Raw genomic sequence first — 25,595 nt, 5'->3', positions numbered from 1 at the left:
ACAAATTTGACTATTTAAATGGCCCAATCCTAACGCAAAGTTAATATGGATACAAACAAAATATGCGTGATAGATCGATAACCGTAAGAAAGAATGTCCTAATTTCTATAAAAATTTTATATCTTCATAAAACACGACATTTCTGAAGTTTGGATTACAGGTGCATTTCTATATCCATAAATGATTCACAAATCTTTCTATCTTATGCACCAGTTAATATCTTAATATTCATCAGTGACTTTCGAATCTTCCAAGCATGGATAAGTTCTTGAATGGATATTTTAATATAAACTCAATGCAGAAATTGCTCCATGAATTAGCTAGTTTTAGCAGTTTAGACCCGTTATTGATAGTCATTTTCCGTTAATTCTTGATTTTGTCTATTAACACCAAATTTAAATATTAATCTACATATTTGAAAATATGATCGGGTCCGTAATAACAGTAGATAGCATAAGTGAATTACGTGCTATAAGTGGAAAAATAAATCAAGATTCATTTAAATTAAATGTGACAGCTATTGTAAAAGGTCATACCTCCATAGGAGATGGTGGTGGAGGTAATTTTGTGTGGAATCCTTCTTCTACAAAAGATAATAATGGAACGGTCATTGAACCCACGGATCGATCTGTTGTAATTGGTGGGATTCCTAAAGAACTTGAAGTGAATCAATTTAGTGTTAGTTCAATGAAAGCCGTGGGTATGTTCGTGACGAAACTGGAGTATCTATAAATGAAACCCTTTTGCTTAGGCTTAGTGCTGGCAGCGTTCATACTCGTTCCAACTACAGCAATGGGACAAGTTGTGAACATGTCTGCAGTAAACAATACGCTTGCGAATTCTACTATGGGTATCAATACAACGACGACCAACTCGAAGTGCTCGTCGAACCAGATCAACATCGGCGGCACGTGCACGAGCAAGGCCGAGGTGTCGAAGCAGATCATCTCGATCACCCAGGGCGTCATACAGAAGGAGGACGCCAAGGGGGTGCTCCTGCGCGTCGACGTCGACAACGGCACCGTCGTCAAGACTGGTCTCGGGGATTCCCAGGAGGGAGTGCCGGCGACGCCGGACATGAAGTTCCGTCCCGGCTCGATGGCGATCCCCATGCTCACGACTCTGGTGCTGCAGCTGCAGGAGCAGGGCAAGCTCAGCCTCGACGACACCCTGTCGAAGTGGTTCCCGCAGTACCCCAACGCCGACAAGGTGACGCTGCGGATGCTCTCGAGCGTCACCTCCGGCTACCCCGACTACATCCAGGAGAACCCGCCCTTCCAGGCGGCGCAGCTCGCGGAGCCGTTCCGCCACTGGACGGACGATGAGCTGCTGCAGTATGCGTTCGCGCAGCCAATCGTCTGCGACCCGGGCGCATGCTTCCACTACGCGCACTCCAACTTCATCATCCTCGGCAACGTTGTCGAGAAGATCACCGGGAAGTCGATCACCGAGCTCTTGCAGCAGAAGTTCCTCGGTCCGCTCGGGCTCACCGAAACGAATATCACGAAGCTCCCGGCCATCCCTTCACCCGCACTCCACGCGTACACGTCGGAGCGCGGTGTCTACGAGGAGTCGACGGGATGGAGCCCGTCGTGGGGCCTTGGCGACGGACTCATCATGACGTCGACGCTGCGCGACATGACCACGCTCATCAAGGCGGTCGGCACAGGGAAGCTGCTCTCGAAGGAGTCAGCGAGCGAGCAGGTCGAGGATCTGTCGAAGGGCCTGCCGGGTGCGCCTGGGCAGATCGGCTACGGACTTGGGGTCGCCGTCGGCAATGGGTGGGTGTTGCAGAACCCGGTCTTCAACGGATACGAGGGGATTGCCGCGTACCTGCCGTCGCAGCAGCTCTCGATCGTGATCGACAACACGCACGGCCCGAACGCCACGGAGGGCACGAGCATCGCCACCGACATCTTCAAGGCACTCGCTGCGTACCTGGCCCCAACTTTACCCTCAACAGTCAAGGATCGTTAATCATAGGATCTCAATTGTGAATATGAAAACAGAAAAAGATTTGTTTTATAAGATGAAGATTAGGAATTTCCCTACATCTTATACAGCCCCACATCGATACTATAAATAGTATCGGGTTCGGGGGGATTAAGTTCCGTATGGTATAAGGGTTCGGTTGAGATTTAAAATTAAAATCTTTCTCCAATATTATTGAAACCATTAATGATTTAGATAAATCCAAAATCTCTAGGTATTAGTTTAAGTCGAATAAGAATTTGTTTTAACATCAGGTAAAGTAGGATTTAGTTTTATTACAGAAGGAATACATAACAAAATTATTATTTGTTGATAAATACACATTATTTAGGTTAGAAATTGATTTACGCAGATTCTTTTTCCTTAGAAAAGATAAAAGACAGAGATGGTGGGTCTATAATATAATGAAGTGTTAAAAGATGTGGCGCTTGTATGTTAAGGCTCATGATGTTGGGGGGTTTTTATACGTGGGCTTTTCGTATATCCAAAAGTGTAAACCATTGTTAGGATGATATAATTCTAATGGGTTAGGTTTTGAATTCTCTACCAATATGTAGAATCTATTTCTATCAAACAATTTTTTGATTTGTTTCTTTTGAACCTTTGATATACTACCAGTGTAAAACTCTAACCCGTCGCCCTTATTCCAGTAAAAGTGTAAATTATATACGTTCTTTTCACCCCCAAGTATTTTAAAAATTTTTCTGGTTAGCTCTATTTGTTGGGTTTTAGTTATGGTCATTTGTCTAGTATCATGGCAATTTGTCTAGCTTGTAATTCAAGGTTCTCGGGTTGTTTGTTGGGGTCGCGGTCGCTCATGATGATGTATACTAATATAATGAACTGGGTGGAATAAAAAGACCAATATTGTTGCGGATTCGGTGGAAAGAGTTACAGATCTGTGAGTAATCTGTTCTAAACTTTGAATTGGATGGCGATTATTATTATAATACAGAAACTTACGCATATGAGTTTTTGTATTTATTTATCAATTAGTTACAATTAGTTACAATTAGTTACAATTAGTGAATGGCACTGTAGTTACAATGTATTTTTAAGGCAATATAGAGAGTATCATACCTTCGACATCTCCAAAGGCCTTTTAAAAGGTGTTTTGCATTTAAATCATGCCATATAACCCACATTTGAATTTATTTTGTAGTTTAATTATTCACAAATCAAATTTGTTGTTTCGTTATTTGAATATTCAACAAAATCGTCTATATTTGAACCCGTTGAAGTAATAGTTAATTTGATTAGTTCCTTTTGTTTTGTTTTCTTGTTTAGATGATATGGTTTAAGACCGTATGAATATAATAATTCAATCAAATCTCTAGGGTTTTTTCCATATTCTTTGATGCTATCCGGGTGAAATTCCATCATTAACTTTACCCCTTTGTTGTTTTGAAATATCTCCTCCATTCCTTCTAATGCTCCGAATTCAGAGCCTTCCAAATCCATCTTTATGAAATTAATTGGCTGTCTACCTGCAAAGTATGAATCTAGTCTCATAGTTTTCACCTTTTGATTACTTGTTTTAGAGCTGCTGTATTTAGATGGATAAATTCTATTCATTCCATTATTAGAATTGCATTCGTAGATTGAAACTGTAGAATTATGTTCCTTTGCAACTGCTCTATTTTCTATATGAATATTGTCATATTTCCTTGTATTCTCTTTCAATATATCAAAGTTATTAGGACTTGCTTCAACCGAGTAGACACTCCCCTTCGGACCTACTTTATAACTGAATTGGACTGAATAATATCCAATAAATGCGCCCAAGTCAAGGACCGTATCGCCTTCATCAATAGAGTTTAACATCGTTTGAGTTTCAAATGGTTCATAAATTCTATACCATGCCAAATTCAAGGCATCTGTTGGATCTAATTGTAATGAATGTTTTCCATCATAAATTCTAACTGTGTCTATTTTATGCGATGGATAAATGGCTTTAATTATTCGATAAGGTAAAACATGAGAATAAAATGTAGATGTATTAATATATTCTTTATTTAGGATTCTATTGACAGCATATTTAATTGTCAAATCGAATATAAAAAGAACCCATCTAATTATCTAGATTTTGTATAAAATTACTTGGGAAATCAGTAAGTAAATAGTTACTTAATTTAGTGGCAGTGTCAATTAACCCTCTATATTACATTTGGGGTCATTATCCGAATTGTATTTTCTTCATTAATTACATCATCTTTTCTACAATCAAATAATAGACTATCTATCATGACAGATACAAATTTGATATTTGAGGAAAGATTTTTGGTGATTTGTTCTCTACCAACAAAATGATTTTGGGGATTAAATTCCGTATACTATGCAGGTTCGGTGGAAATCATGAGGATATCCACATGAGTCTATGGTTTTGCTAAATGATAGAATTTGCTAAAATATTAGTTTGAAGTCTAAACTGTATTTTACCTCCGAATATTTCAAGTTTTCACATCCAAATGTGGACAAGTATGATGAACCAGTAATATCTTGAAGTATACTTCACAGACATTGTTATATAAAGAATTTGGAGTATCAAAATATGACTAAGGCGTATATGGAAGAAATTCTGCAGACTAAAACTACACAATTGGCGGTTTTCTCAGTTGTGTTTGTTCTCATGGTGATGGTATTTGTGATTCCAGCATTATCTCAAGAAGCAAATGCCGTAATCATAGGTCAAGCTTTTGCTCCACCAGGGACATTCTTCACTCAAGTAACTTGGAATATGGCCTCTGGAAAGTTTACTCAATTGCCAACTGAAATTTTGAATGGAGCTGCAGTGCTTTGGAGAACAGATAGCACAGGTTTATTTGGTGGTCTGGAACAAGGTACCGTTTTTGCAAAGGTTGCAAGATTAAATGGACAGGATGTTGGACCGGTATCTTTTAGTTTTAGTAATCCCATCAGTGGGAAAAATACTTGCAGCGGTGCACCAAATCAGGGACCATTAAAGGTTACGTGTCATATACCCTCTTCAGGTAGCACCGTCACTGCTACATATGAAGTTTCTTTCAGGGACCAGAATGATAATAATAGCTATTGCGATATACTGACCAAATTCGGTGGCTTGGATCAACCAAAGATTATTAGGGAGAAACTGCACTGTTGACACGTCAATGAATTAAATCTTTCATTTTTAGTTATTGTCAATCCTTTGATCTTTAAAAGATAAGATTTAGTCAATGGCAAAGTGTGTGATTTGTCAAAGGCTTAAACTCTAATTACATCAGAGTTGGCGCTAAAGAATCTTTCAAGGAAGTGGGTCTATATGGTATCGATTATGATTTTTATTATTCATTAGACTTTTAAAAAAGGTATACTAATTTAACATCAACTATGCATCAGATTTAAGGATGTGATTTCGACTTACCCCTTTCACATTCCGGATATTGATGTGTAATTCCAGGACAAACTACTGAGCAGGATTGTGGCGTAATATCCAGAGATTTTTATTTGAATGGGACTAATGACCAAGTCAATAATCACTTATCATTTTGATTATCAATATCCGAAATATGATAACTATCTGTATGTCAAAACCTGCATAAAATATCTAATATCGTTACTAGAAAGGGTAGCTGGTTCGGTGGGACGAGTGTGAAATTTCACACTAGTTTGTAATCTGAAATCACATATATCCATAAAATTATATTATCAAAAATGACTGTAAAATTGAAGATAATTATTTTATATTTTCAAGTTCTTTATAGCACTCTTCACAAATTATCTCATTTTCCTTTGAGTGAAATAATCTCCCACAAGACGAACACTTTATTCTATGATCTTCATACATTTCTTTTGACACATATAACAAATTATTAAAACAATATATCCAGACTAGTCATATGTTTGTAGTAATTATTATTTTCATCGGGTTCGATGGAAAGTCACAGATCTGTGAATATTCCGATCTTGAGCCCAAACTGATGATGTTTAGTCAAACAGGGCGGACGTCGATTTCATTGATAACATGTGCCAATAGAAATTAACTCTAATATTTGTGGCTTACATGTTGATATACTATAGTTACTGAGTTGTGCGTGCCATTAATTTGGATACCAATAAATAGTTTCAAAAATATATATTTTATCCAACAAAAAATTAATTTGCCGTTATCATATGATTGACAGTTTAATATGAATCAATAGAACAAAAACTAGTTTCTGACTCAATATAATAAATGAAATTCCTAAAATGTAAATTATTTATCATTTTCCCATTAGTTATCGTCAATAGTATTTACAGAGGCAAAAATGGATGGAAACCTTTGCCTATCCTATCTTGGGTCGTAGGAATTAAATACAAGAATATCTGTCCAAAAGTCAAGATAAGGAAAATCCCCCCACCGCCACACTGTGAACTCTACATAACCATCATGAGGACAAATATTACCCACTACCATCGGCTTGGCATCTCCAATAAACTTGTCTGGAACTATACTACTTACAGCGGCCTCTGCTATGTTAATAATCACATAAGAATCATGTTTGATAATATCCCATTTGACATTATAGATACCAAGGCGTGGTCCAACGCCGCCACCTTTATCGGACGGCGTGAAATATCATCTAGCCTGACTTAATAAGATAATGACATGGCAGCAGGCCCCGGTAAGGCGGCGCATGAAAGTCATCCAGTTGGCACAACGAGTAGTGAACCCTTTTTACTGCTGGAAGGAATGTAACATAAGAGAATGTTACTTCCTTAATCTTTCAATTTCTAAATTCTGTTTTGTCAATAACCCTATCAACGTTGAAAGCATTAGTTCGGTGTCACTTTCCGAGTTCATTAAGATGGATCTATGATATTTATAATAAACTTCATTAATCATTTTTAACAATAATTCCTTGTCCTCAGATGATAAATATTCTGTAAAATTACGCAACTTCTTCAGTAATCTATTATAGTCATTGTCCTTTTGCAAAAAAGAGTCATCAGGAGCGTCAAGGTATCTAAACATGTGATGTAATGTTAGGGGCATGCATTTAAGGAATTAGAGACGGAGCGTCAAAAACTAACCTTTCTGACCCAAACGTTATCACCTATACACACGAACTACTTCTATTACTCCAATCATGAGGTAATATGCGTAATTGTAATGACTTTGGTCTAATCAACAAAATCCTTATTGCTAGGAGCGAACTATAATATTACATGGTAGAGATTGTGGCAAAGGTGCATTCAATAGACGGATTGGACCATCCGATACCAACTGTAGGTATGGTGTCATATCTTATTGAAGAGGGTCCAAGAGACTATACCCTTATAGACACATGTTTTACTTGTAGTATTCCAACGTTTGAGTCCTATTTGTCGAATGCAGGTATTGATATCAAAGACATAAATCGCATTGTTCTAACACATTTGCATCCGGACCATATTGAGGCCGCCAATGAAGTAAAGAGAAAGACGGGTGCCAAAATTTATTCACATTGGATAGAGTCCACATACTTGTCACATGAACTGCAATATAATGGTCCACCTGATAAGGATGCCTTTGAACATGTTTTGAAGTTGATGGGAACTAGTATTGATAAAGTAACAAAAAAATTTGGAAACATAAACATCGGCCCAATTGTCACTAATGAACTTTTGAAAGATGGCGACATGATAGCAAACACCCTGCAAGTTATCCATACACCTGGACATACTCCAGGTCATATATCCCTGTATGACCGAGAACGTCGAATTCTCATTGGTGGAGATGTTCTTTTTAATTCTATTTTAAATACTGACGGACTATTTGTTCCTCCATCTGCAGTAACAAAGGATTGGGAAACTTCCATTGTATCTGCAAGGAGACTTTTGAATCTCAAGGTTGAAAAATTGTTGTTAGCGCACCAGTCAACACCTATACTTGAGAATGCTCAACGGATGATAGAAAAAGCTGTGTCTGTTGCCATTACAGATAAGAATGCGATAGCAAAATAAAACATTAATTCAGTCTCCTGTTACTGATGGGCACTAGTCCGTACCTCCGTTATGACAACAAGAAGCATGTTGTCATAGTAGCCACTCACAATGATAATTAGAAGATAGTCCTCAAAGAGAATCTAATATTCGATTAAAGAATGTCAAATCATTCTTACCATCTTCAAAAGAAGCCTTGAAAAAAGAACAACCCGAATTGTATAGTTTGTTAGTTAAACATGGCATAATCCAACAGCTATAATTTGTTTTTATATGAATAGTAACGCCGCCTTGAGGGCGGCGTAACATAAAAAGTTGAAACTATTTTGATATATTACCGTTAAAATTTAACTCGTTATGTGAATCCGATAAAATATACAATAATTCATTTTAGTAAATTCCATTCTACACTTAGATGGAGCGTAATGACTAGCGATTCAAAGCATTTACACCTAATTAATTAGTTATATTTTATAAACAATACAATTTAATTTATAATGCATCATTTAGGCTTGATGTTTACATCTGGAAGAGTTGAAAAATACTTCTCTAGATGTAATATAATATTGTCAATCTAGGCTTGGTAAGGAAATTGATAGAATAATTGATTAAAGATAACAAATCTGTATTTAAGATACTTTGCACCCAAAATATGATGTATCTTATTATTTAATATCTTGGAGTAAATTTTTGTCCTTGTTACCTTTCTTGGTATGCAGATAAAACTTTTCAGTAAGATAGCTTAAATCGGTTTTTAATTCAACTTAGATGTCATCAATAAAATAAAAAATAGTTTGTTATCAACTATATGGCAAATCAGATGAGAGCCCGCTTAAGAATGAAAGTGTTTGGATTAAATCTTTGCCACCTGTAGTCCATACAATTAATGTTTGTATATCTCCTGTTCCTTCTTGCCCACCTCTCAGGTCTTTAAAGTCATAGGTATTATCGACTGTAATTCCTGCACTAGTTATTTGTTGAATATAATCATCAATATTTTGTGTTGGAACCATTAAAATTCCTACGGTATCAATACCACTTGAATTTGAATTTGAGGTAGATGCGCTAGACGGTGTTACTGATGATTGAATATTTCCAACTGTTACGGAACCTGTCATTGTTACACCTGGGTCACCTTCTGCTTCATAGTTATACACACCTGGATTACTAAAAGTAAATGGAGTAGATGCTTGACTATCAACGATTTCTCCGGTATTAAATACACTATTACCAGTATCATCTTTAACATCTATAGTGCGTTCATGACCTGCATCGCCGTTAAACCATTGAACGGTAGTACCTGTGTTAACTACTGCATTTTCGGCTACAAAATGTTGGTCCAAAAACCTTGCTTCACTATCTTCGCCAGCAGCATGATGACCTTCATTAGGAATAAGGATAACAAGGTTTTTTATATTATTACCCAAAGTCATTGTCTTTGTGTTGAAAATGCTTTCTGCACTAATATTTGGCTGGAGATTGCCGCCATCATCACTACTGGATATATTTAGTTGAGCATTAACCTCATTATTCAATGAGTAAGATGCGGGAATTAACAATCCCAGTGTACCAACTATTGCTAAAAATAGATGAATACTTGAATTTTTATTTATACTATTCATTTGAATATTGGAGATTTTAGGGTAATTAAAAGCTCGGGTTCCTTACACTGATAGGCTGTCCCCTAGGAGCGGCTGATACCTAAGATGATCTGAATTTGAGATGCCAAAGTGGCCAATTTCTATGTCAATAGTATAACGCCGCCCTTGAGGACGGCGTGTGACTATAAATTAACTTAAAACCACACACATATCAAATCATAAATCTTTCAATATGTTTACTCTTAAAATAATAATGATTATGTAACGAATGAATAAAGTGGCTCAGTGAAAACGCTTCAATACGATATATGCGGTTTAACTAAGGTATTCAGATGCATTGAACAATTTCAACAACGATTGTAATTCAATTTTTGGTTTATATGAACATGTTAAAACCAATCGTACATAACTATGAATATGACAAGAGTAAAGATCTATCATAACCAGCAGCTGTCAGACCTTGAAAAAAATATCAATGAATTTCTAAAAAAGGAAGAAGTAAGAAGGTTGATTGATGTTAAGTTTATCGCCAATAGTCAAAATGATGTTGAGAATTATGCGGCTTTGATTCTTTATGAAGAAAATATGAACCCAGATAAAGAAGATCCTCAAATATATGAATAAATTTGGTAGGTGAAATGACATTGGGCCGCTCAGAAAGCGGGGCAGAATAGTATTGACTAATCAAAAAAATATGTTAAACTGGCAACCCTGTTCAACTCCTGAATATGGTTCACATACTTAACATCACAATAATATTGTTGCCAAGATTACTACTACCTGTAAATCATTCTATGTTTAGGACGACAGCAAATCTACTAATTCAGTCGTCTTTTGCGAACCAAAGTCTTCACATTTCATGCAGATAAAAGATAGTAATTGACCTGCAGTCCAGACAGGTATTGGATATTATAACGCCGCGCTCAGCGCGGCTCGGGGCTAGTAGATATGTATTAAAATTACAAAAAATTAAACGCATAGGTTAAAATTAATTATTAAATACCATTTTCCTTATACTACATAAGGTAATTGTTTATATTTTGCAATCTATAACAAATCTAATGAAAAATAGCTGTGCTACATACTCTGTCGTAGTAATGACATTATCTTTGATTCTGGTATTAACTATTAGTTTAGGATATCAAAATCCTTTCGCCATGGGTCAAGATACTATTAACGATACATCGATAATATCTAAACAATGGCCAAACATAATGTCTAATGTAAATACATTTGTCGTTGAAAATGTTACATCCCCCAGAATAGATGATACGGCATACATACATCCATTTGCAATAATAATCGGCGATTGTTCAATTGGAAAGAAGGTATTAGTAGCCCCCACTGCTGTTTGTAGAGCGGATGAAGGCATTCCGATTCACATTGGTGATTATTCAAACATTCAGGATGGAGTAATTCTACATGCTCTTGATGCTGTTAGAGACGGTACCAATGTTGATAACAAAAGGTTTTCACAAGAAGGAGATAGACTACTAGGCAATGACACACGATTTGATGAGGGATATGCAATATACCTCAGTGGAAATGTGAGCTTGGCACATGACTCGCTTATCCATGGGCCAGTGTGGATTGGAAACAATACGTTAATCGGAGTCAAGAGTGCTGTGCTTGATTCAAAGATAGGTAACAACGTGGTCATCAGGGTCGGCAGTATCATAACAGGAGTTGAAATCCCCGACAACACATTGGTTCCTCCAGGCAGTGTTCTAACTAATCAATCACAAATTGCTACATTGCCATCTGTGGTTGGAAGTCCAAGTCAAAATCTAAATCAAGGGGATCTGCGAAATAGTCAGGCCCTTGCAACCGCCTATGATAATACCAATATTGAAAGGTAGAAAGTCAATTACTCCTACAAGTTACCTACAAGAAAATGAACAATCTATGGCTTTTGTGTACCCCATTCAATATTTTATTTTTAATACTTAGTGTGGTTTCTAATTTTACTGGCATCCACTAAACCTCAAGTTAATACGAAAATCATCAAGATTCATATCCTTATGACGAATATATTAACGAATAACCCGTATATAGACCCGTATACTATGCGGGTTCGGTGGTATGTGAAACAAATTTGAATTTATTCAACCATTCTGTTATCCTATTATTAACAATAGCCAATGATGTGGAAAAGCATTACAAGATAACTGGAAATTGACTAGTACCCTGATAGATTCCTTTGTGAAAATTATTCCTCATTAGAGATTCTTCTTATAACATATTAGATAAAGGGTAACTGGATCTTCAGACATTTCCTTTATCCAAAGTAATTGAAAATGTCCTCCGAGTAAATCCTGAATATCCTTTTCCGTAAAGAAACGAATTTCAAAACCGTTTATATCATAAATACCTTTTTCAATTTCCATCCCCTTCCTGTAAAAATTGTCATGATTATTTCTGACTGAAAAAAAGTTAAACCCTCCATCTTTTAATACTCTTCTTATTTCTGAAATAATAAAATTGAGTTCATCCTGTGAGAACTTCATATTAAGGAACATATGAGAGTATACTGCATCAAAATAATTATTTGGAAATGGAAGTGCATTCCTTATATCAAACGTTTTTGAATTAACTTGCAATCCTTTTTTTTCTTTTTTTGTCTTATTGAGTATTATTTCAATCCCAGCGTTTGAATAATCTAATGCCGCGACCTGAATCCCATTTGAGGCGAAAAATATTGAATCTCTACCTTGACCTGCACCTAATTCTAACAATTTTTTTACATTATTTGTTTTCATTTCTCTTAAACAAAGGGTTGCAAAATGGCTAGGTTCATCACCAAAAAATGCGCTATCGGATTCATATATTTTATCCCAAACTTTACTCATTCTATGTCTTAATCCATTCTTTGGGATATTCACTGTATGATTCTTTTGTCTTTATTCAATACATTGTGATTTAGAAAAAACCTTGTAATATACTAATTTTGAATGATTATTAATTATTTTAGAGCACTGTTGTAAGTAATTTCGTTACTACATTAGGTAGCGGGTTCGGTGGAAATCGTGTGAAATTCCACATGGGTTTGATAAGTTCATTCAGATAGTAATTGCCATCAGCCATGACTTAGACTAAAAATCCCACTAGAGATAGATGGGAACCTACATTGTAGTTACTCGATCAAAAAGGAATATCGGATATTTTTTGCTGTTACTTACAGTACCTTGTTCATATTCAAATATCGATTGGAGAGATTACAGGAATGTTTATTCCGATAAAATAGGTTCATCAGAAAAATCCTTTAAAGGAGAATAATTCAATTAAATCATATTCCTTTGTTATCCTTATTTTTAAATCAATCAGATTTTAATCCTATTACAGTTTACTTGAAACTTTGTTATAATATGCAGGCCGTAACTAATCATTTCATGGTTAAGATATAAATTTAGTTTTCTGAAGAGTCAAGTAATTACTATGATCAAAATGCCTGCAATACAGTCGCTGGAAAATTGAAAAAGGTATCTAATTTTAGTTATATTATGGACATTTTTGTATATTTATATACTTTTATTTGTATTTAGTCTTAATGAATCAGAATAATTCATTATTTGTAGCGCCATTCGCTGCGCTGTTTAGTTTACTTTTACTTTTTTCCACAATAGCAGGCGTCTATGCACAAACTTCAAGTAATACGACAAATGGTCAGACATCTCACAACCCTATTGGGATGCCAATGAATGACGATATGTCTATGGGATCCTATGAGGCTAAACAACAGGATAACAACTTAACGAGCTCTATATCTATTTTTCAGCCAATAATTAATGCATTCAAATCCATGATTAAGGTAGATATCAATGATGCGATCACAACCGCTCGAGGAGCAGTTGGCGATAACGCTACTACAATAGCTGCATTCTTACATCCAGAAAAACATTACATAGTTTATACAGTGATTGTACTTGACTCTAGTGGAACACCACACAAGGTCTTAGTCGATCCAGGTAACGGCAATTTGTTGAAGGACGAGAAAACATCATTTATGAAATTGATGATGTTAGTCCACGGCGGTAAAGGTGGCATGATGGGTCAAGGTAATATGATGGGTCCAGAGATGGGCATGATGGGTCAAGGTAATATGATGGGTCCAGAGATGGGCATGATGGGTCAAGGTAATATGATGGGTCCAGAGATGGGCATGATGGGTCAAGGTAATATGATGGGTCATGGTGATGCCGAAAATTCATGGGATTAGAGACCTAGGCTGACTAGGTCGACCTTACAATATTCTTTTATAACATCGTATAGCAGTTATTAAGAAAAATTGGATAAAAATAAATAGAATTATTCCTTACTAAATCCTTCTTTGTGTCTCCAGTAGGAAGAAACTTTATCTGCACCTATCCAATACTTTTCAGAACCTGTATCAATAATAATCTCCTGCGAAGGATCATCAAACTTGAAAATTGTACTTATGTAGTTCAATACATTCACTATTATGAAATATGGTCAAATATTGTATCAAAGTTCCAACACGCGAATCCAATTTCAAAGTATACGAAAATCCACAACGTGACTTTGATCTTATCAATTATGTTAACCGAAGAAAACAAGTAGTTTTTCTAAGCCAACATCAGCAGCAATAGTAACAAAACCTAAGTGCATCTTCATATACCTATACAAATTAACAGCGACAAGTCAAATGATCCAAGAATTGTTTTGAACTACCAACTAGCCGATTATGTATAATCCTCATTTCTTAAGAATCGATCTAATGTATTGTTATCGTTATAGTTACTATAAATGGTAGCGGGTTCGGTGGGATTCGGACCCACGACATTTTAACCTCTTTCGATCTGGTTAAGAGCCAGACGCTCTACCTGGCTGAGCTACGAACCCTACGTTTAAATGAAATTAACTGAACACTATTTAAACTAAGCTAAGGAAATTATCTGTTTTATTATATAATGGATTCAAAAATTATGGTATTGGTTTGGCGGCTGTAGCTTGTTGTTGATTTTGATTGATTATATCAACAATTGCCTCAGAAACTGAGCATTTCAGCCTCTCTTTCTCCTTTAATACCTTTCTATAGGCTTCTAGAGTGATATAGACCGGAATAGAACCTGTGCCCTCCAACAATGCTTTAACTCTGTACAAGCCATTTTCCATACCCCTTTCAGCTATTTTCTTTAGTTTAACCTTATCAATTAGGCCTCCAAGAGGTCCCATGGGCATATCATACTCTACTGTCAATGTTGTCTTTGTTTTTTTCTCTCCTAATTCATCAAAATCAACAGTAATCTGCCAGTGTTTAAATGGCCCCTCAATCATTTTTGCGACTATTTTTTTATGTGGAATGTAATCAATTGTTTCACAATCCCATTCCAATTTTTTGCCATCAAAATCACCGCTAATTCTAAAAATTGTACCTACTCCAAACCCGTTTTTAACTTCTAATGGAATTACGTTTAGACCCATATTTTCTGGAAATTGATCTGCCATATGTTCAGGCCTTGCAAAATAAGTGAAAACTTCGCTCAATGGAGCAGCAATATCCATACTCTTACTAATGGTAGTCATAAGATAACTTGATAAATAATTAATATGAATTTATAGTTTTTCCTAGCAAAAACAAAAAAATAGAGTTTTTAAGCAAGTGGATTACTATTTACAATCTCATCTAGACATTTTATAATGTCCTGTTTTGTAACTTCTTTCGGATTGTTATCTAAATGCCCCCTATCAGGCATGATAACATCCGCTGCGGCATCCAGAGGTTGATTAAGCTTTAAGGGCTCAAATTTTAGTTTTTGACATATTTTCTTGAATCTATCAGAATAGATAGAATTGTTAAACTTGTGTGCTACGGTTGTGCATGAAGATAAAGAATATCCGTGTGGCACTCCCTCATTGGAAAAAACGTAAGATAAGGCGTGCCCAAGGGTAGTTGATGAGTTGCCGAAACCTATTCCTGAAAGCATTGCCCCATAAGGCAATAAGTCGGGCTTGTCGTTGATTATAGCGTCTTCCAGAATATCAAATGCCTCCTTACAAAATAGTTTTGTTAGAGGATTTGCCAACTTGCTATCATATCCCTCAGAAGCCTGTGCTGCAGCATCACATGCAGAATTACGCATGATATTAAATGGAGTCCCAGGCAAAAAGTATGGATCGATAATAGCGGCGTCGGCCAAGAAAGCCTCATCCTGCAATAGTTTCTTTTTGTGATCAAAACTGATTACAGCGTAAGTAGTCATTTCGGCACCAGTTCCAAATGTAGTAGGTATTAGAATTTTTGGGACACCAGTCATTTTGCTCAAGTATTTACACACATCAAGCGAGCTACCACCGCCTAACCCTATGTAACAAGATACATTTTTTCCATCAAACTCATTTTTTATGGTTTCAATTGTTTCAACAGCTGGATCAGGAGTAACTTTATCATAAATGTGATAATTTTTTATTCCCATATACTCTATCCATTTTTCATAAATCTTGGGCTCTGTTGTTGTTATTATTAATGCATTTTCAGGGTAATCAAATTCCTTTGCGGCATTTTCGCCATATGCGATTTTTTTTGGAATTAAAATCTTCCACACATTACCCTGAAATGTTTTTTTCAATTTAAATATTTTCTTCTGATATCTGGATACTCACATTATAAATTTGCAGAAATCACATTATTCTTTTTACAGTTATCAAGACTGATTAGCAACACCCTCACTTATCCCTTCTCTGGGGTCAAAATCGATATTACAACCCCTGATCAGTCATAAAGAGTAAATTTTTGAAAATCATAGATCTTATTCCAATTGTCATTTCAGATTAATGCAAGTTCATTATTAACAATTGAATCTGTAATCCAAGCATCACAAAACTAGACTTGGCTAGAAGCTCATCCTCCAAACATACGTGCCGCTCGATATCTTTCAGTATTCTTTACAACCCTAACGAATTCAGCTTTCTCCTCTTCAATATTTTTTTTGATTTGAACTATATCAAGTATTAACGAATATAGTTCGGCCTGCTTATCAATGATATATTCTTCGATATCATAAATGGAAAGATCAAGATTCCTAACCATATCAGAAACTGACTCGAGTTGCATCAGAAAATTCTTGATGTCTCCAACATCGTTCCTGTAAAAGAATACATTTAAATGTTCCAAAAAATTTTCAATTTGCTCTTCTGTCATTCCCAGGTTGTCTAGTAACTTATTTAATCTCATAGCACGAGCGAACTGCTTTAATTCCAAATCCTCCCTCTTTAATGCTGAAGCTATTTCCCTAAGCAAATCAATGTCTGGAATAACGTTTTCTTTTATCTCTAAAAGTATGTTGGATACAGTCCCGAAGGCAATGTCGTTATTTTTGGCAATTTGGTCCCGGGAGACCCCTTCTAGCCATTGTTTTAGTACCTCGACCCTGATTGATCGAGGAATTCTTTTGACCATGTTTATACAAATATATTATATACAAAAAGTTTATATATAAAGAAATCAACCTGCAAATCCCTCATAAAATAAGAGTTGACCTAAATGACGGGTAAGTGACGGCAGAATGATGGGTAAGTGACGGCAGAATGATGGGTAAGTGACGGCAGAATGACGGCCACTCAGATAGGCCAGGACCAGAGACGAGGATTTGATGCGCCTGGGACAAGCATGTTTTGCAAACCCGCCTTGGTTTATCCTATTAATTCATTAAGGCATCGGTATCAAACCTCGAATACAGAGGCAATTTCATTCTGAATAATAGGCTGAATTTTCATTTCCCAGAGCTTTGAAATGACGAATGGAAGTACATATTTGTCGCTTTTGTATTTTTCGACATATTCTGGAGTGTTTTGACAGCATTTTCAAATTTTCTTGTTAGTTAATAAAATAAAAGTCAGGATGTGCAATAATAAACATGGAAAAAGAAAACGATAAGTTTCATTTTCCGGTTTTAATTTATGATAATTATTGCTCGTCTTGCTCCAAATTTGCCAATGTCATTTACCAGCTATCGAAAAAAAAGATAGAAATTTTGGGACACTTTGATATTGAAAGATCTACCGAACTAAAAGAATTGGTATTTAGTAATTATCCCAACGATCCAACCAGGATGTTTTGGTATGTGAAAAGAGATAGAGCATACGCATCAAGGAAAGGTCTGGTACAAGTAATCATGGACCTGATAGGAATTAACTTAGGCCTCATAAGATACGAGAATGTGCAATTAGTGGATCAGAAATTCTCCAAAGCCTGTTACATTGGAAACAATTTTTATTCTCGTTATGGTTGTGGGGATGATACAAAAAGTGTTATTAAACGAATTTCCTACCTTATTCGAAATACAGATTCAATTCGATGGAATGCATAGGTCTTGCTTGCTTTCTTACTCCACCATTTCCACCATGGTCATCCTCTTTCGATGTTCTTTTAAGATGGCATTCTCTGCGCATAATGAAAGGACAAAAACACTGTGGATTGGATCGACCCAACTCATCAACACCTTTCCCTACAGTTAATTGAATAATTAGACTTAAAAGCGAGAAAAAAATTACCATTTCTTATTGAAATGTTTGGTTTTGAAAGTACCTCTGATTTAATGATAGTTGCAATTTTTGTTCAAACAATTGTTATTTCACTAATAATATTGACTATTTACCTTAAAATAAGAAAAATTCAGTATAAAAATATTGATTTAAATGAAAAAATAGATGAAAAATTGGATAGAGTAGAATCAAAATTATCCTATCTATACAACCAAGTTTTGGTAATTTCCGCTAATGAGGATAAATTCAAATACCCGAGGTCTTCTCTTGATCCTTCGACTTTTCGTCGAACCGGGGTTACCACTCATGAGGAATCTGTTTCTCAAAGTCTGTTAAAAGATACCATTCTATATGGCCAAAATTCAAGGGACGCTAGAATATCAGAAACAGGACAGACTGCAAATACATATGCGATCAAATCAAAAGATTCGGAAACTAATCCTATACCAACAATAGAAACTTCGTCTATTTCCCAGCCAGAATCAGTACCTCCGATTATGACCACAGGGTCAAACCCTCTTTCTAATAATAATTCATTTTCAGAAATATCGACAAACAACAAACGTAGTGATACTGCAGCTAAGGACACAATAGCGGACTTTGTGGATGACAGCAAGGTATCCATAGATTCCAAAAACATTGATCATACTGATTCCCCCTATGAAAAAAATACAAACCCAGAAATAGATAAAATTGAGAGAGAAATTCTAACAGCCCTCAAAAGACTAGGTGGTAGTAATGATAATTATGGTTATGGCTATGGCGATAGCAATAGAGAAGATGTCATATACCAAACTGCAAAAAAGTCCGACAGAAAGGGGAAAAATATTGACTAAAGTCAGGCAGAAGTTGATTTTTTGATACAACCAAAAAATTCTAGACTCAATTTTTGGGTTGATAGATACGATATTGGCAAAAATTATAAATGATAATCTACTATAGATTTTTAACCATGATTTGATATCATTGTAGGTGAAAAGAGAATTTCGCAATCAGATGAGAACAATTTAGAAAAGGATCAAACAATAAGGAAAATTGCCAAATATGAGCAACACCAAACGATTGTAAATCTCTTCGAATCAGGAATTCCTCCAGAAATAATCGCATTGCAGTTAGATGTAGATTTAGAAGAAGTTGATAATGTCATCAAGAACTTAATTGAAAAAAAAGATCATGAAAATAGCAGGCTGATAGGCAACAATTTGGTGGATAATGCCTCTGTTTTTTACGTAGATGCTCTCATAGATATCCAAAAAATTATTTCCTCTTCCCAATCAAGTATGTGGAAGGCTTTACGCTCAGATCCCATTTTTACAGCTCCTTTTGAAGAAACACAGAAAGTTCTCAGCAGTTATTATAATGAAAAAATCAAACTGATAATTCTAAATATCGATATAGTAGGGTCTACGAAAATGTCAATGAACCTCCCAATAGAAAGGGTGTCTAAAATAATCCAAACTTTTAGTCAGGAGATGACCAAGATTATCCGCCTATATGGAGGATATGTTCTAAAGTACATTGGCGATGGAATAATTGGTTTTTTTAATGTTAGCTCTGACCATTTGTATACCCTTTGTATTAATGCAATAAATTGCGCCCGTACCATGATTAAGGTTATCAATCAAGGATTCAATCCGGTATTTAGTCAATATGATTATCCAGAGATCGGCGTTAGAATTGGTATTGATTACGGTGAAAATGTAATTGTAAAATACTATCCATATGTAGATAATGTAAACGACTTAACACAGTATGAATATAAAACTATTCAAAAAACTAGCGAATTGATATCAAATAAGGAACCGTCTTACGATATTCTAGGGTACACCATAAGTATTGCAACCAAAATGACCACTTTTGCCAAGGTTAACCATATAGTAGTAGGCCAGTTGATTTATGATGTACTATCAAAAGAGGAACAAGAATATTTCTCTGTTGTAGATATCAATCCTGAAAACTGGAACTATATCAGTGACGAGACAGGATCCATATACAAACTTTTCTTGAACCGCGCATAAGTAACTACGTGGTTCACGTCTAGAATATATACATCGATAAAAGAGGAAAATTTCAATTTTAGATAAGGATTTATTTTTGATCTCCATAGAGTACACATATGACGAAAGTATGTTCGTTTTGTAATATTGCCACAATTAACGAATCTGAGAGTGTTTGCAATGCATGCATGAAGAAATATGGCATAGGTACCTTTGATAATAGCAGAGATGGTTGCGGATGCGATTGCTGATAAGAAGGTAAAGAAAAAGGTCTAGGTCATTATTAAGTTGGAGAAAAGTACAAACCTAGAGAAAATAAAAAAACAAAAAGCAAATTCAGGGTCAGTAAATGGTAAAATCAAATCATCTCTTTTATTGTATTTTCATACAGCCACCGTATCATCATACCCTGGATTATTGAACTCAATGTTAAAGACTTTATTAAATATTAACTTGGCCCGTCTTCTAGAATCCTCGTTCACATGTACTATTACCATACCGTGATATGGTTGTGGTTGTCCATAACAAATAACCCAATTGTCTGGCGAAAACATTAGAAACGGAAGTGCAACCAAATCTTCCTCGCCTTCAATAATGAATTTTATTTTGTCTTTTAATTTGCTTTGAGTTAATTGTTGTATTTGTGTAATTATATGTTCATCAAGTTCTCCTGGTTTATTCTCAAAATGTAAAATTTCGTCAGCGGAATATTCAAATATCCTATCTTTTTTTATCCTTTTTTCTTTTCCATCCACAACCGAGATGTCGGGGACATAACCTAGACGCACTAATTTTTCAGTAGTAGTATCTCCTACTGTTATTATCTTGTGTGCGCTTTCAATTTCTCGGTCTAAAGATTCTTTATTAATGTTCTCATCCTTAATTAGCACGCCAAAGGGCTCCTTCAAAAGATTCAATTGGGATGGATCGATTTTCAAATTCTTGTTTCCCTTTTAAAATTCTTAAAGTTTTTTTATCTTTATAGATTTGGCTCAAAGAATTATTAAAAGAACCAGAACTCTATGATTTTTGTTGCTCTTTTTCTTGTTCTTTTTGTTGCTCTTTTTCTTGTTCTTTTTCTTGGTCCATTAATTCAGAGGCAATAACGCTTATTCTTCCAGCGGTTATTTTTGAGATTTTATTAAAAGCCTGCGCATATTCAGACGTAGGTTCAGAAATTATAACAGATACTCCACTATCACTTCCTTTCATAATTTGGGTTGTCAAAGGTATTTCGCCTATAAAAGGAACTTTGAACTGTTCGCTAATCTTGATTCCTCCTCCTTCTCCAAAAATATGTATTTTGTCATCACAATTAGGACACTTTAGATAGCTCATATTTTCTATCACGCCTATTATTGGTATGTTTAGTTTGTTGAACATACCAATTGATTTAACCGCTACATTCATTGCAACCTCTTGAGGGGTTGTCACAATAAGGATTCCAGTAATTGGTATCGTTTGTGCCATTGTAAGGGGAGCATCACCAGTACCAGGTGGTAAATCTATAATAAGATAATCAAGCTCACCCCAGTTTACGTCTGTTATGAACTGTTTTACTATGCCTGCAATAATAGGTCCACGGTATATCCCTGCTTGCTGAGACTGTTCATAAAAGAATCCCATAGACATTACTTTAACATTTTCAGTAATGGGAGGTTGAATTTTACCTTCTAAAACCTCTGGGACTTCTTTTAGTCCCAACATTAAAGGTACACTGGGCCCATAAACATCTGCATCCAATATACCAACTCTAGCACCCGACTTTGCAAGGGCTAGTGCCAAATTCACCGAAACAGTGGTTTTTCCTACTCCCCCTTTCCCACTCGCTACTGCTATTATGTTTTTTACTCCAGGCAAAATCTGATCCATAGTTATTGTCCTGCCCTCCATGACTCTAGCCGTGACTTTAAGTTCCAAATCTTTGATTCCCAAATTTGATATGGTATTTCGCACATCTTGTTCAATTTCGCTATTAAATGGACAGGCAGGTGTTGTTAATTCCAATGTAAAAGCAAGTTTATCTTCATTAATGGTAATATCTTTTATCATACCCATAGAAACTATATCTTTGTGTAATTCAGGATCTTTAACAGTTTTTAAGGCACTAATGACTTTATCTACAGTAACCATGACGATATAAAAATCGAGTCATTATTCTATTTAAATCATTCATTCTCAAAAGCAAGAATGAAAATAGACAAAACAGTAAGTAAGGATAGGTCGTCTCACATAATTAATCAAAATTAAACATAAAGTTCATAAACTGATAGTTCTGGATATCTTTTATCTTTATTATGTTTGCTATAGCACATATGTCCGATGTAGTAAGAATTCCACCTAGTAAGCTAACTAACTCTCTAAAATTAACTGCAATTGGTATCCTAAAGGAAAAGTATGAAAGTATGGTCAGTTCAGATTTAGGTTATGTTATTTTGATTATAGATGCAGAAACTAACGCTGTAGGCAAGGTTATTGCTGGGGATGGGGCTACATATCACAAAGTAAATTTTACAGCATTAACGTTTTATCCCAAACTTCACGAGGTCGTAGAGGGCGAGGTAGTAGAAATCACCGATTTTGGTGCATTTGTTAGAATAGGTCCAACTGACGCTCTTTTACACTTATCTCAGATCACAGATGATTATTTAAAAAGTGATGTTAAACAAGGTTTGATATTATCAAATCAATCTGAAAAAACTTTACGAATAAGCTCTAAAATACGTGCGAGAATCACAGCAATTAGCTTAGGAAAGAGTGCATCAATGGGTAAGATAGGAATCACATGTAGACAACCATTTCTAGGTGCATTAGAATGGGTTGAAAAAGAGATACGACGTGCCCAAGGGGGGACTAGTGGTGAAAATCCCAACAGCAAAGATAAGAACGCAGAAAGTCCACAAGCAAGAGCTGCAAAAAAAGACAAGAGATAAAAATTATACCGAGTAGTGATAGTGTTGGCAAGAGAATACGCCTGTAAGAAATGTAAGGCACTAACCACCGGGAAAATGTGTCCGGTTTGTAAGTCTACTGAATTATCCAAAGACTGGTTTGGAATAATGTTGATACTTCATCCAGAAAAATCAAAGGTCGCAGCTACATTGGAAATAACTGTTCCTCATAAATATGCTTTAAAAGTTACATAAATTTTTTGAATTGAAAAATTATAACAATTTTTATAATTCAAACTCAACTCATTTAAATCGAAGGAATGGACAAGGGCCAGAGGAGAAGCACGATGAGGATCATGAGGAATTTAGTTATCCATTCCAGTCAGAGGTAGAAAAAAGAGCCACACTGGCCGGTTTTTTAAATGAGGATATTGGCACTGGAGACATTACAAGTAATTTACTGATTCCAGAGGATGCCACCTCCAAAGGAACTATAGTTTGTAAGAATACCGGAAATAACATAATAGTTAGCGGACTTTCAGAAGCAAAAATTATTTTTGATATTTGCGGCTGCGAAGCAACCCTGTTAGTTGAAGACGGATCAAAAATTGCAAAAGGGATGGATGTCCTAGCAGTAGAAGGATCATCCAGATCGATTTTAAAAGGAGAAAGGACTGCACTCAATCTTTTGATGCGCATGAGCGGAATATCTACCCATACCAACCATTTTATTGAAAAATTAGGGGAATTGTCGAAAACTGTAAGAATTTCTTCAACAAGAAAAACTGTTCCTGGATTAAGGTATTTTGATAAAAAGGCCGTAGTCATCGGGGGTGGGATCTCCCACAGAGTAAGACTTGATCAACTGATATTAATAAAGGATAATCATATCGCAGTTGTTGGATCTGTGAAAAAAGCGATTGAGAAGGCAAAGTCTGTGTATGGAGATAAAAGAAAAATAGAATGCGAGGTAAATGATTTTGGCGGCATAGTTGAAGCGATAAAATCAGGGGCCGACATAGTAATGCTAGACAATTTTAAACCAGAAGATGTCAAAGACTCATTAGATAAAATCAGGAAACTAGGTTTACGCGATAAAATCATTATTGAAGTTTCTGGGGGCATAAATTTGGATAATATTTATGATTATGCCATTGCTAAACCAGATGTTATCTCTATTGGATCATTAACTCATTCAGTTCAAGCCATAGATTTCAGTCTAGAAATTCCCGTGTAATACTATGTGTACTTTTGAAGTTGTATAAACTTGCGTATAGGATCCCCAAAGCTTGCAAGGTCTATACAAAGAACAGAAAATTCATAAATAGGTATAATAAAATTTATCAATCTGTATACATTATATCTTGAAAGACAAAAAAAGTTGACGAACAGAAATACAATTTCTAGATATCATTTTGGCTATCTCTTTGTTTTGGTGATCTCAATTATTACTTTGACTCCTGCTCTTTTGAATACCGAGGAGGTATGGGCGCAATTTACAGTGATTCCTATCAATGTAGGAGAGCACCCACAGAATGTAGAATACAACCCGAGTAATGGTAACATGTATGTTTCTAATTTTTATACAGGTGATATATCCGTAATAGATAACAACACCAACAAGGTCATTCACACAATACAAGTAAACGGCAGTCCTAATGTTTTAGAATATAATCCGAGTAATGGTAACATGTACGCTAGTAACTTGGATCAGATTTTAGTAATAGATAGCAATACCAACAAGGTCATTCACACTATTGATGCTGGAGATAGCCCTCAATTTCTAAAATATAATCCAAGCAATGGTAACATGTATATAGGCAACTTAGGAGAGGTATTAGTAGTAGATAGCAATACCAACAAGGTCATTCACACTTTGCGCATACCTCATGGCCCAACTTTTCTAGAATATAATCCTAACAATGGTAACATGTATGCGGTATCTGATCCGAACTCAGATACAGATACAGATGTAAATAGTAAGGTCCTAGTAATAGACAATGCTACAAATAAGCTGATCCATACTATAGGTGTAGGAAAAAGTCCAAGTTTTGTTGAATACAACCCGAGCAATGGTAACATGTATGTGTCCAATAGTGGATCCGGCGACATATCCGTAATAGACAGCAACACCAACAAGGTCATTCATATAATACAAGTAGGTAGCGGTTCCGATACCAGTCCTGATGCTTTAAAATACAACCCGAGCAATGGTGATATGTATGGTACCTCTGTTTCTGACTCTGATGGAAGTGGTAACGTCTTTGTAATAGACAACAGCACCAACAAGGTCATACGGACTATTGATGGAGGAGATAATATTCACAACCTAGTATATAATCCGAGCAATGGTAACATGTATGGTACCTCAATTTCTAACTCCGATGGAACTGGCAAAGTCATAGTAATAGACAGCGACACTGACAAGGTGCTTCAAACCGTTGATGTAGGAGACAATCCAGTCGACATAAAGTACAACCCAAGCAATGGCGATATCTATGTTGTTAACGAAAATTCAGACAGTGTTTCGTTAATAACCACAACCACAACCACAACCACAACCAAGACCAACTCCACAAGCTGAAAAAATATTGCAATAAGCAGACATGCTGATGGAAGTTGCAATTACTTTTTTACTCTTTTATCCTAGTATTTAGCTATTTTTTTTACAAATACTACGAGTAATTTAT

At 35.7% G+C, this 25,595-nt stretch carries 26 protein-coding genes and 1 tRNA gene; 14 read left to right on the top strand and 13 right to left on the bottom strand.

Annotation, left to right across the window (positions count from 1 at the left end; translation table 11 throughout):
- Positions 1–423 precede the first annotated feature (423 nt).
- Positions 424–732: a hypothetical protein gene (locus tag NMY3_RS06590; RefSeq protein WP_196818118.1), complete on the top strand. Its 309-nt coding sequence runs from the start codon at positions 424–426 to the stop codon at positions 730–732.
- Positions 733–846: 114 nt separating this feature from the next.
- Positions 847–1,977 carry a serine hydrolase domain-containing protein gene (locus tag NMY3_RS06585; protein WP_196818117.1) on the top strand — a complete coding sequence of 377 codons (1,131 nt, stop codon included), beginning with the start codon at positions 847–849 and terminating at the stop codon, positions 1,975–1,977.
- A 457-nt stretch (positions 1,978–2,434) separates the two neighbouring features.
- Here the strand turns inward: NMY3_RS06585 and NMY3_RS06580 are convergent, their stop codons facing one another.
- The gene (locus NMY3_RS06580; protein WP_196818116.1) at positions 2,435–2,734 is read right to left on the bottom strand and encodes a hypothetical protein; all 300 of its coding nucleotides are present in this window, start codon (positions 2,732–2,734) and stop codon (positions 2,435–2,437) included.
- Between the two features lie 425 nt (positions 2,735–3,159).
- Positions 3,160–4,041 (bottom strand): FkbM family methyltransferase, encoded by an 882-nt coding sequence (locus tag NMY3_RS06575; RefSeq protein ID WP_196818115.1) that lies wholly within the window; start codon positions 4,039–4,041, stop codon positions 3,160–3,162.
- A 502-nt stretch (positions 4,042–4,543) separates the two neighbouring features.
- On the opposite strand from NMY3_RS06575, the gene NMY3_RS06570 reads away from it, so the two are divergent.
- Positions 4,544–5,113, top strand: a complete 570-nt coding sequence (locus tag NMY3_RS06570) for a hypothetical protein (RefSeq protein ID WP_196818114.1) — start codon at positions 4,544–4,546, stop codon at positions 5,111–5,113.
- A gap of 1,167 nt (positions 5,114–6,280) precedes the next feature.
- On the opposite strand, the gene NMY3_RS06565 is transcribed toward NMY3_RS06570, so the two are convergent.
- Entirely contained in the window at positions 6,281–6,478 is a 198-nt protein-coding gene (locus NMY3_RS06565; RefSeq protein WP_196818113.1) for a hypothetical protein, read from the bottom strand.
- A 222-nt stretch (positions 6,479–6,700) separates the two neighbouring features.
- The gene (locus NMY3_RS06560; protein ID WP_196818112.1) at positions 6,701–6,985 is read right to left on the bottom strand and encodes a hypothetical protein; all 285 of its coding nucleotides are present in this window, start codon (positions 6,983–6,985) and stop codon (positions 6,701–6,703) included.
- A 194-nt stretch (positions 6,986–7,179) separates the two neighbouring features.
- Between NMY3_RS06560 and NMY3_RS06555 the strand changes: the two genes are divergently transcribed.
- Positions 7,180–7,935, top strand: a complete 756-nt coding sequence (locus NMY3_RS06555) for an MBL fold metallo-hydrolase (protein WP_196818111.1) — start codon at positions 7,180–7,182, stop codon at positions 7,933–7,935.
- 779 nt (positions 7,936–8,714) lie between these two features.
- On the opposite strand, the gene NMY3_RS06550 is transcribed toward NMY3_RS06555, so the two are convergent.
- Positions 8,715–9,536, bottom strand: a complete 822-nt coding sequence (locus NMY3_RS06550; RefSeq protein ID WP_196818110.1) for a cupredoxin domain-containing protein — start codon at positions 9,534–9,536, stop codon at positions 8,715–8,717.
- 396 nt (positions 9,537–9,932) lie between these two features.
- Between NMY3_RS06550 and NMY3_RS06545 the strand changes: the two genes are divergently transcribed.
- Both NMY3_RS06545 and NMY3_RS06540 read left to right on the top strand, forming a co-directional pair.
- Positions 9,933–10,139, top strand: coding sequence for a sporulation protein Cse60 (locus tag NMY3_RS06545; protein WP_196818109.1), 207 nt, complete (start codon positions 9,933–9,935; stop codon positions 10,137–10,139).
- A 437-nt stretch (positions 10,140–10,576) separates the two neighbouring features.
- Positions 10,577–11,374, top strand: a complete 798-nt coding sequence (locus NMY3_RS06540) for a hypothetical protein (protein WP_231100369.1) — start codon at positions 10,577–10,579, stop codon at positions 11,372–11,374.
- 360 nt (positions 11,375–11,734) lie between these two features.
- Here NMY3_RS06540 and NMY3_RS06535 read toward each other — a convergent pair whose 3' ends face one another.
- Complete coding sequence (locus NMY3_RS06535) at positions 11,735–12,364, bottom strand: class I SAM-dependent methyltransferase (RefSeq protein ID WP_196818107.1); 630 nt, start codon at positions 12,362–12,364, stop codon at positions 11,735–11,737.
- Positions 12,365–13,062: 698 nt separating this feature from the next.
- Between NMY3_RS06535 and NMY3_RS06530 the strand changes: the two genes are divergently transcribed.
- On the top strand, positions 13,063–13,731 hold the full coding sequence (locus NMY3_RS06530) for a PepSY domain-containing protein (RefSeq protein WP_196818106.1): 669 nt from the start codon (positions 13,063–13,065) through the stop codon (positions 13,729–13,731).
- A gap of 89 nt (positions 13,732–13,820) precedes the next feature.
- Here NMY3_RS06530 and NMY3_RS06525 read toward each other — a convergent pair whose 3' ends face one another.
- From NMY3_RS06525 to NMY3_RS06505, 5 genes are all read right to left on the bottom strand, one after another.
- Complete coding sequence (locus NMY3_RS06525) at positions 13,821–13,961, bottom strand: hypothetical protein (RefSeq protein WP_196818105.1); 141 nt, start codon at positions 13,959–13,961, stop codon at positions 13,821–13,823.
- Between the two features lie 325 nt (positions 13,962–14,286).
- Positions 14,287–14,375, bottom strand: a tRNA-Lys gene (locus NMY3_RS06520).
- Positions 14,376–14,456: 81 nt separating this feature from the next.
- A complete protein-coding gene (locus tag NMY3_RS06515; protein WP_196818104.1) occupies positions 14,457–15,059 on the bottom strand; it encodes an SRPBCC family protein in 603 nt (200 codons plus the stop codon).
- 68 nt (positions 15,060–15,127) lie between these two features.
- Positions 15,128–16,102 (bottom strand): iron-containing alcohol dehydrogenase, encoded by a 975-nt coding sequence (locus NMY3_RS06510; RefSeq protein ID WP_231100368.1) that lies wholly within the window; start codon positions 16,100–16,102, stop codon positions 15,128–15,130.
- Between the two features lie 272 nt (positions 16,103–16,374).
- The gene (locus NMY3_RS06505; RefSeq protein ID WP_196818103.1) at positions 16,375–16,932 is read right to left on the bottom strand and encodes a hypothetical protein; all 558 of its coding nucleotides are present in this window, start codon (positions 16,930–16,932) and stop codon (positions 16,375–16,377) included.
- A 457-nt stretch (positions 16,933–17,389) separates the two neighbouring features.
- Here NMY3_RS06505 and NMY3_RS06500 point away from each other — a divergent pair, with 457 nt between their 5' ends.
- The 3 genes from NMY3_RS06500 to NMY3_RS06490 all read left to right on the top strand — a co-directional run bounded on the left by NMY3_RS06500 (position 17,390) and on the right by NMY3_RS06490 (position 20,035).
- Positions 17,390–17,842 (top strand): hypothetical protein, encoded by a 453-nt coding sequence (locus tag NMY3_RS06500; RefSeq protein ID WP_196818102.1) that lies wholly within the window; start codon positions 17,390–17,392, stop codon positions 17,840–17,842.
- Between the two features lie 228 nt (positions 17,843–18,070).
- Entirely contained in the window at positions 18,071–18,853 is a 783-nt protein-coding gene (locus tag NMY3_RS06495; protein WP_196818101.1) for a hypothetical protein, read from the top strand.
- 270 nt (positions 18,854–19,123) lie between these two features.
- Positions 19,124–20,035, top strand: coding sequence for an adenylate/guanylate cyclase domain-containing protein (locus NMY3_RS06490; protein WP_196818100.1), 912 nt, complete (start codon positions 19,124–19,126; stop codon positions 20,033–20,035).
- 362 nt (positions 20,036–20,397) lie between these two features.
- Here NMY3_RS06490 and NMY3_RS06485 read toward each other — a convergent pair whose 3' ends face one another.
- Together NMY3_RS06485 and NMY3_RS06480 are read right to left on the bottom strand one after the other, a co-directional pair.
- Positions 20,398–20,952 (bottom strand): GTP-dependent dephospho-CoA kinase family protein, encoded by a 555-nt coding sequence (locus tag NMY3_RS06485; protein ID WP_196818099.1) that lies wholly within the window; start codon positions 20,950–20,952, stop codon positions 20,398–20,400.
- Between the two features lie 82 nt (positions 20,953–21,034).
- On the bottom strand, positions 21,035–22,147 hold the full coding sequence (locus tag NMY3_RS06480; RefSeq protein ID WP_196818098.1) for an Mrp/NBP35 family ATP-binding protein: 1,113 nt from the start codon (positions 22,145–22,147) through the stop codon (positions 21,035–21,037).
- Positions 22,148–22,311: 164 nt separating this feature from the next.
- On the opposite strand from NMY3_RS06480, the gene NMY3_RS06475 reads away from it, so the two are divergent.
- The 4 genes from NMY3_RS06475 to NMY3_RS06460 all read left to right on the top strand — a co-directional run bounded on the left by NMY3_RS06475 (position 22,312) and on the right by NMY3_RS06460 (position 25,489).
- Complete coding sequence (locus NMY3_RS06475) at positions 22,312–22,947, top strand: DNA-directed RNA polymerase (RefSeq protein ID WP_196818097.1); 636 nt, start codon at positions 22,312–22,314, stop codon at positions 22,945–22,947.
- 21 nt (positions 22,948–22,968) lie between these two features.
- The gene (gene spt4 / locus NMY3_RS06470) at positions 22,969–23,160 is read left to right on the top strand and encodes a transcription elongation factor subunit Spt4 (protein WP_231100366.1); all 192 of its coding nucleotides are present in this window, start codon (positions 22,969–22,971) and stop codon (positions 23,158–23,160) included.
- A gap of 10 nt (positions 23,161–23,170) precedes the next feature.
- On the top strand, positions 23,171–24,142 hold the full coding sequence (gene nadC / locus NMY3_RS06465) for a carboxylating nicotinate-nucleotide diphosphorylase (RefSeq protein WP_196818096.1): 972 nt from the start codon (positions 23,171–23,173) through the stop codon (positions 24,140–24,142).
- Between the two features lie 144 nt (positions 24,143–24,286).
- Positions 24,287–25,489, top strand: coding sequence for a hypothetical protein (locus NMY3_RS06460; RefSeq protein ID WP_196818095.1), 1,203 nt, complete (start codon positions 24,287–24,289; stop codon positions 25,487–25,489).
- Positions 25,490–25,595 lie beyond the last annotated feature (106 nt).

Origin of the sequence: Candidatus Nitrosocosmicus oleophilus (assembly GCF_000802205.1) — an archaeon.
Lineage (GTDB): Archaea > Thermoproteota > Nitrososphaeria > Nitrososphaerales > Nitrososphaeraceae > Nitrosocosmicus > Nitrosocosmicus oleophilus.
The sequence above is the reverse complement of the archived record's forward strand: the minus strand, read 5'-3'. Positions and strand labels throughout refer to the sequence as shown.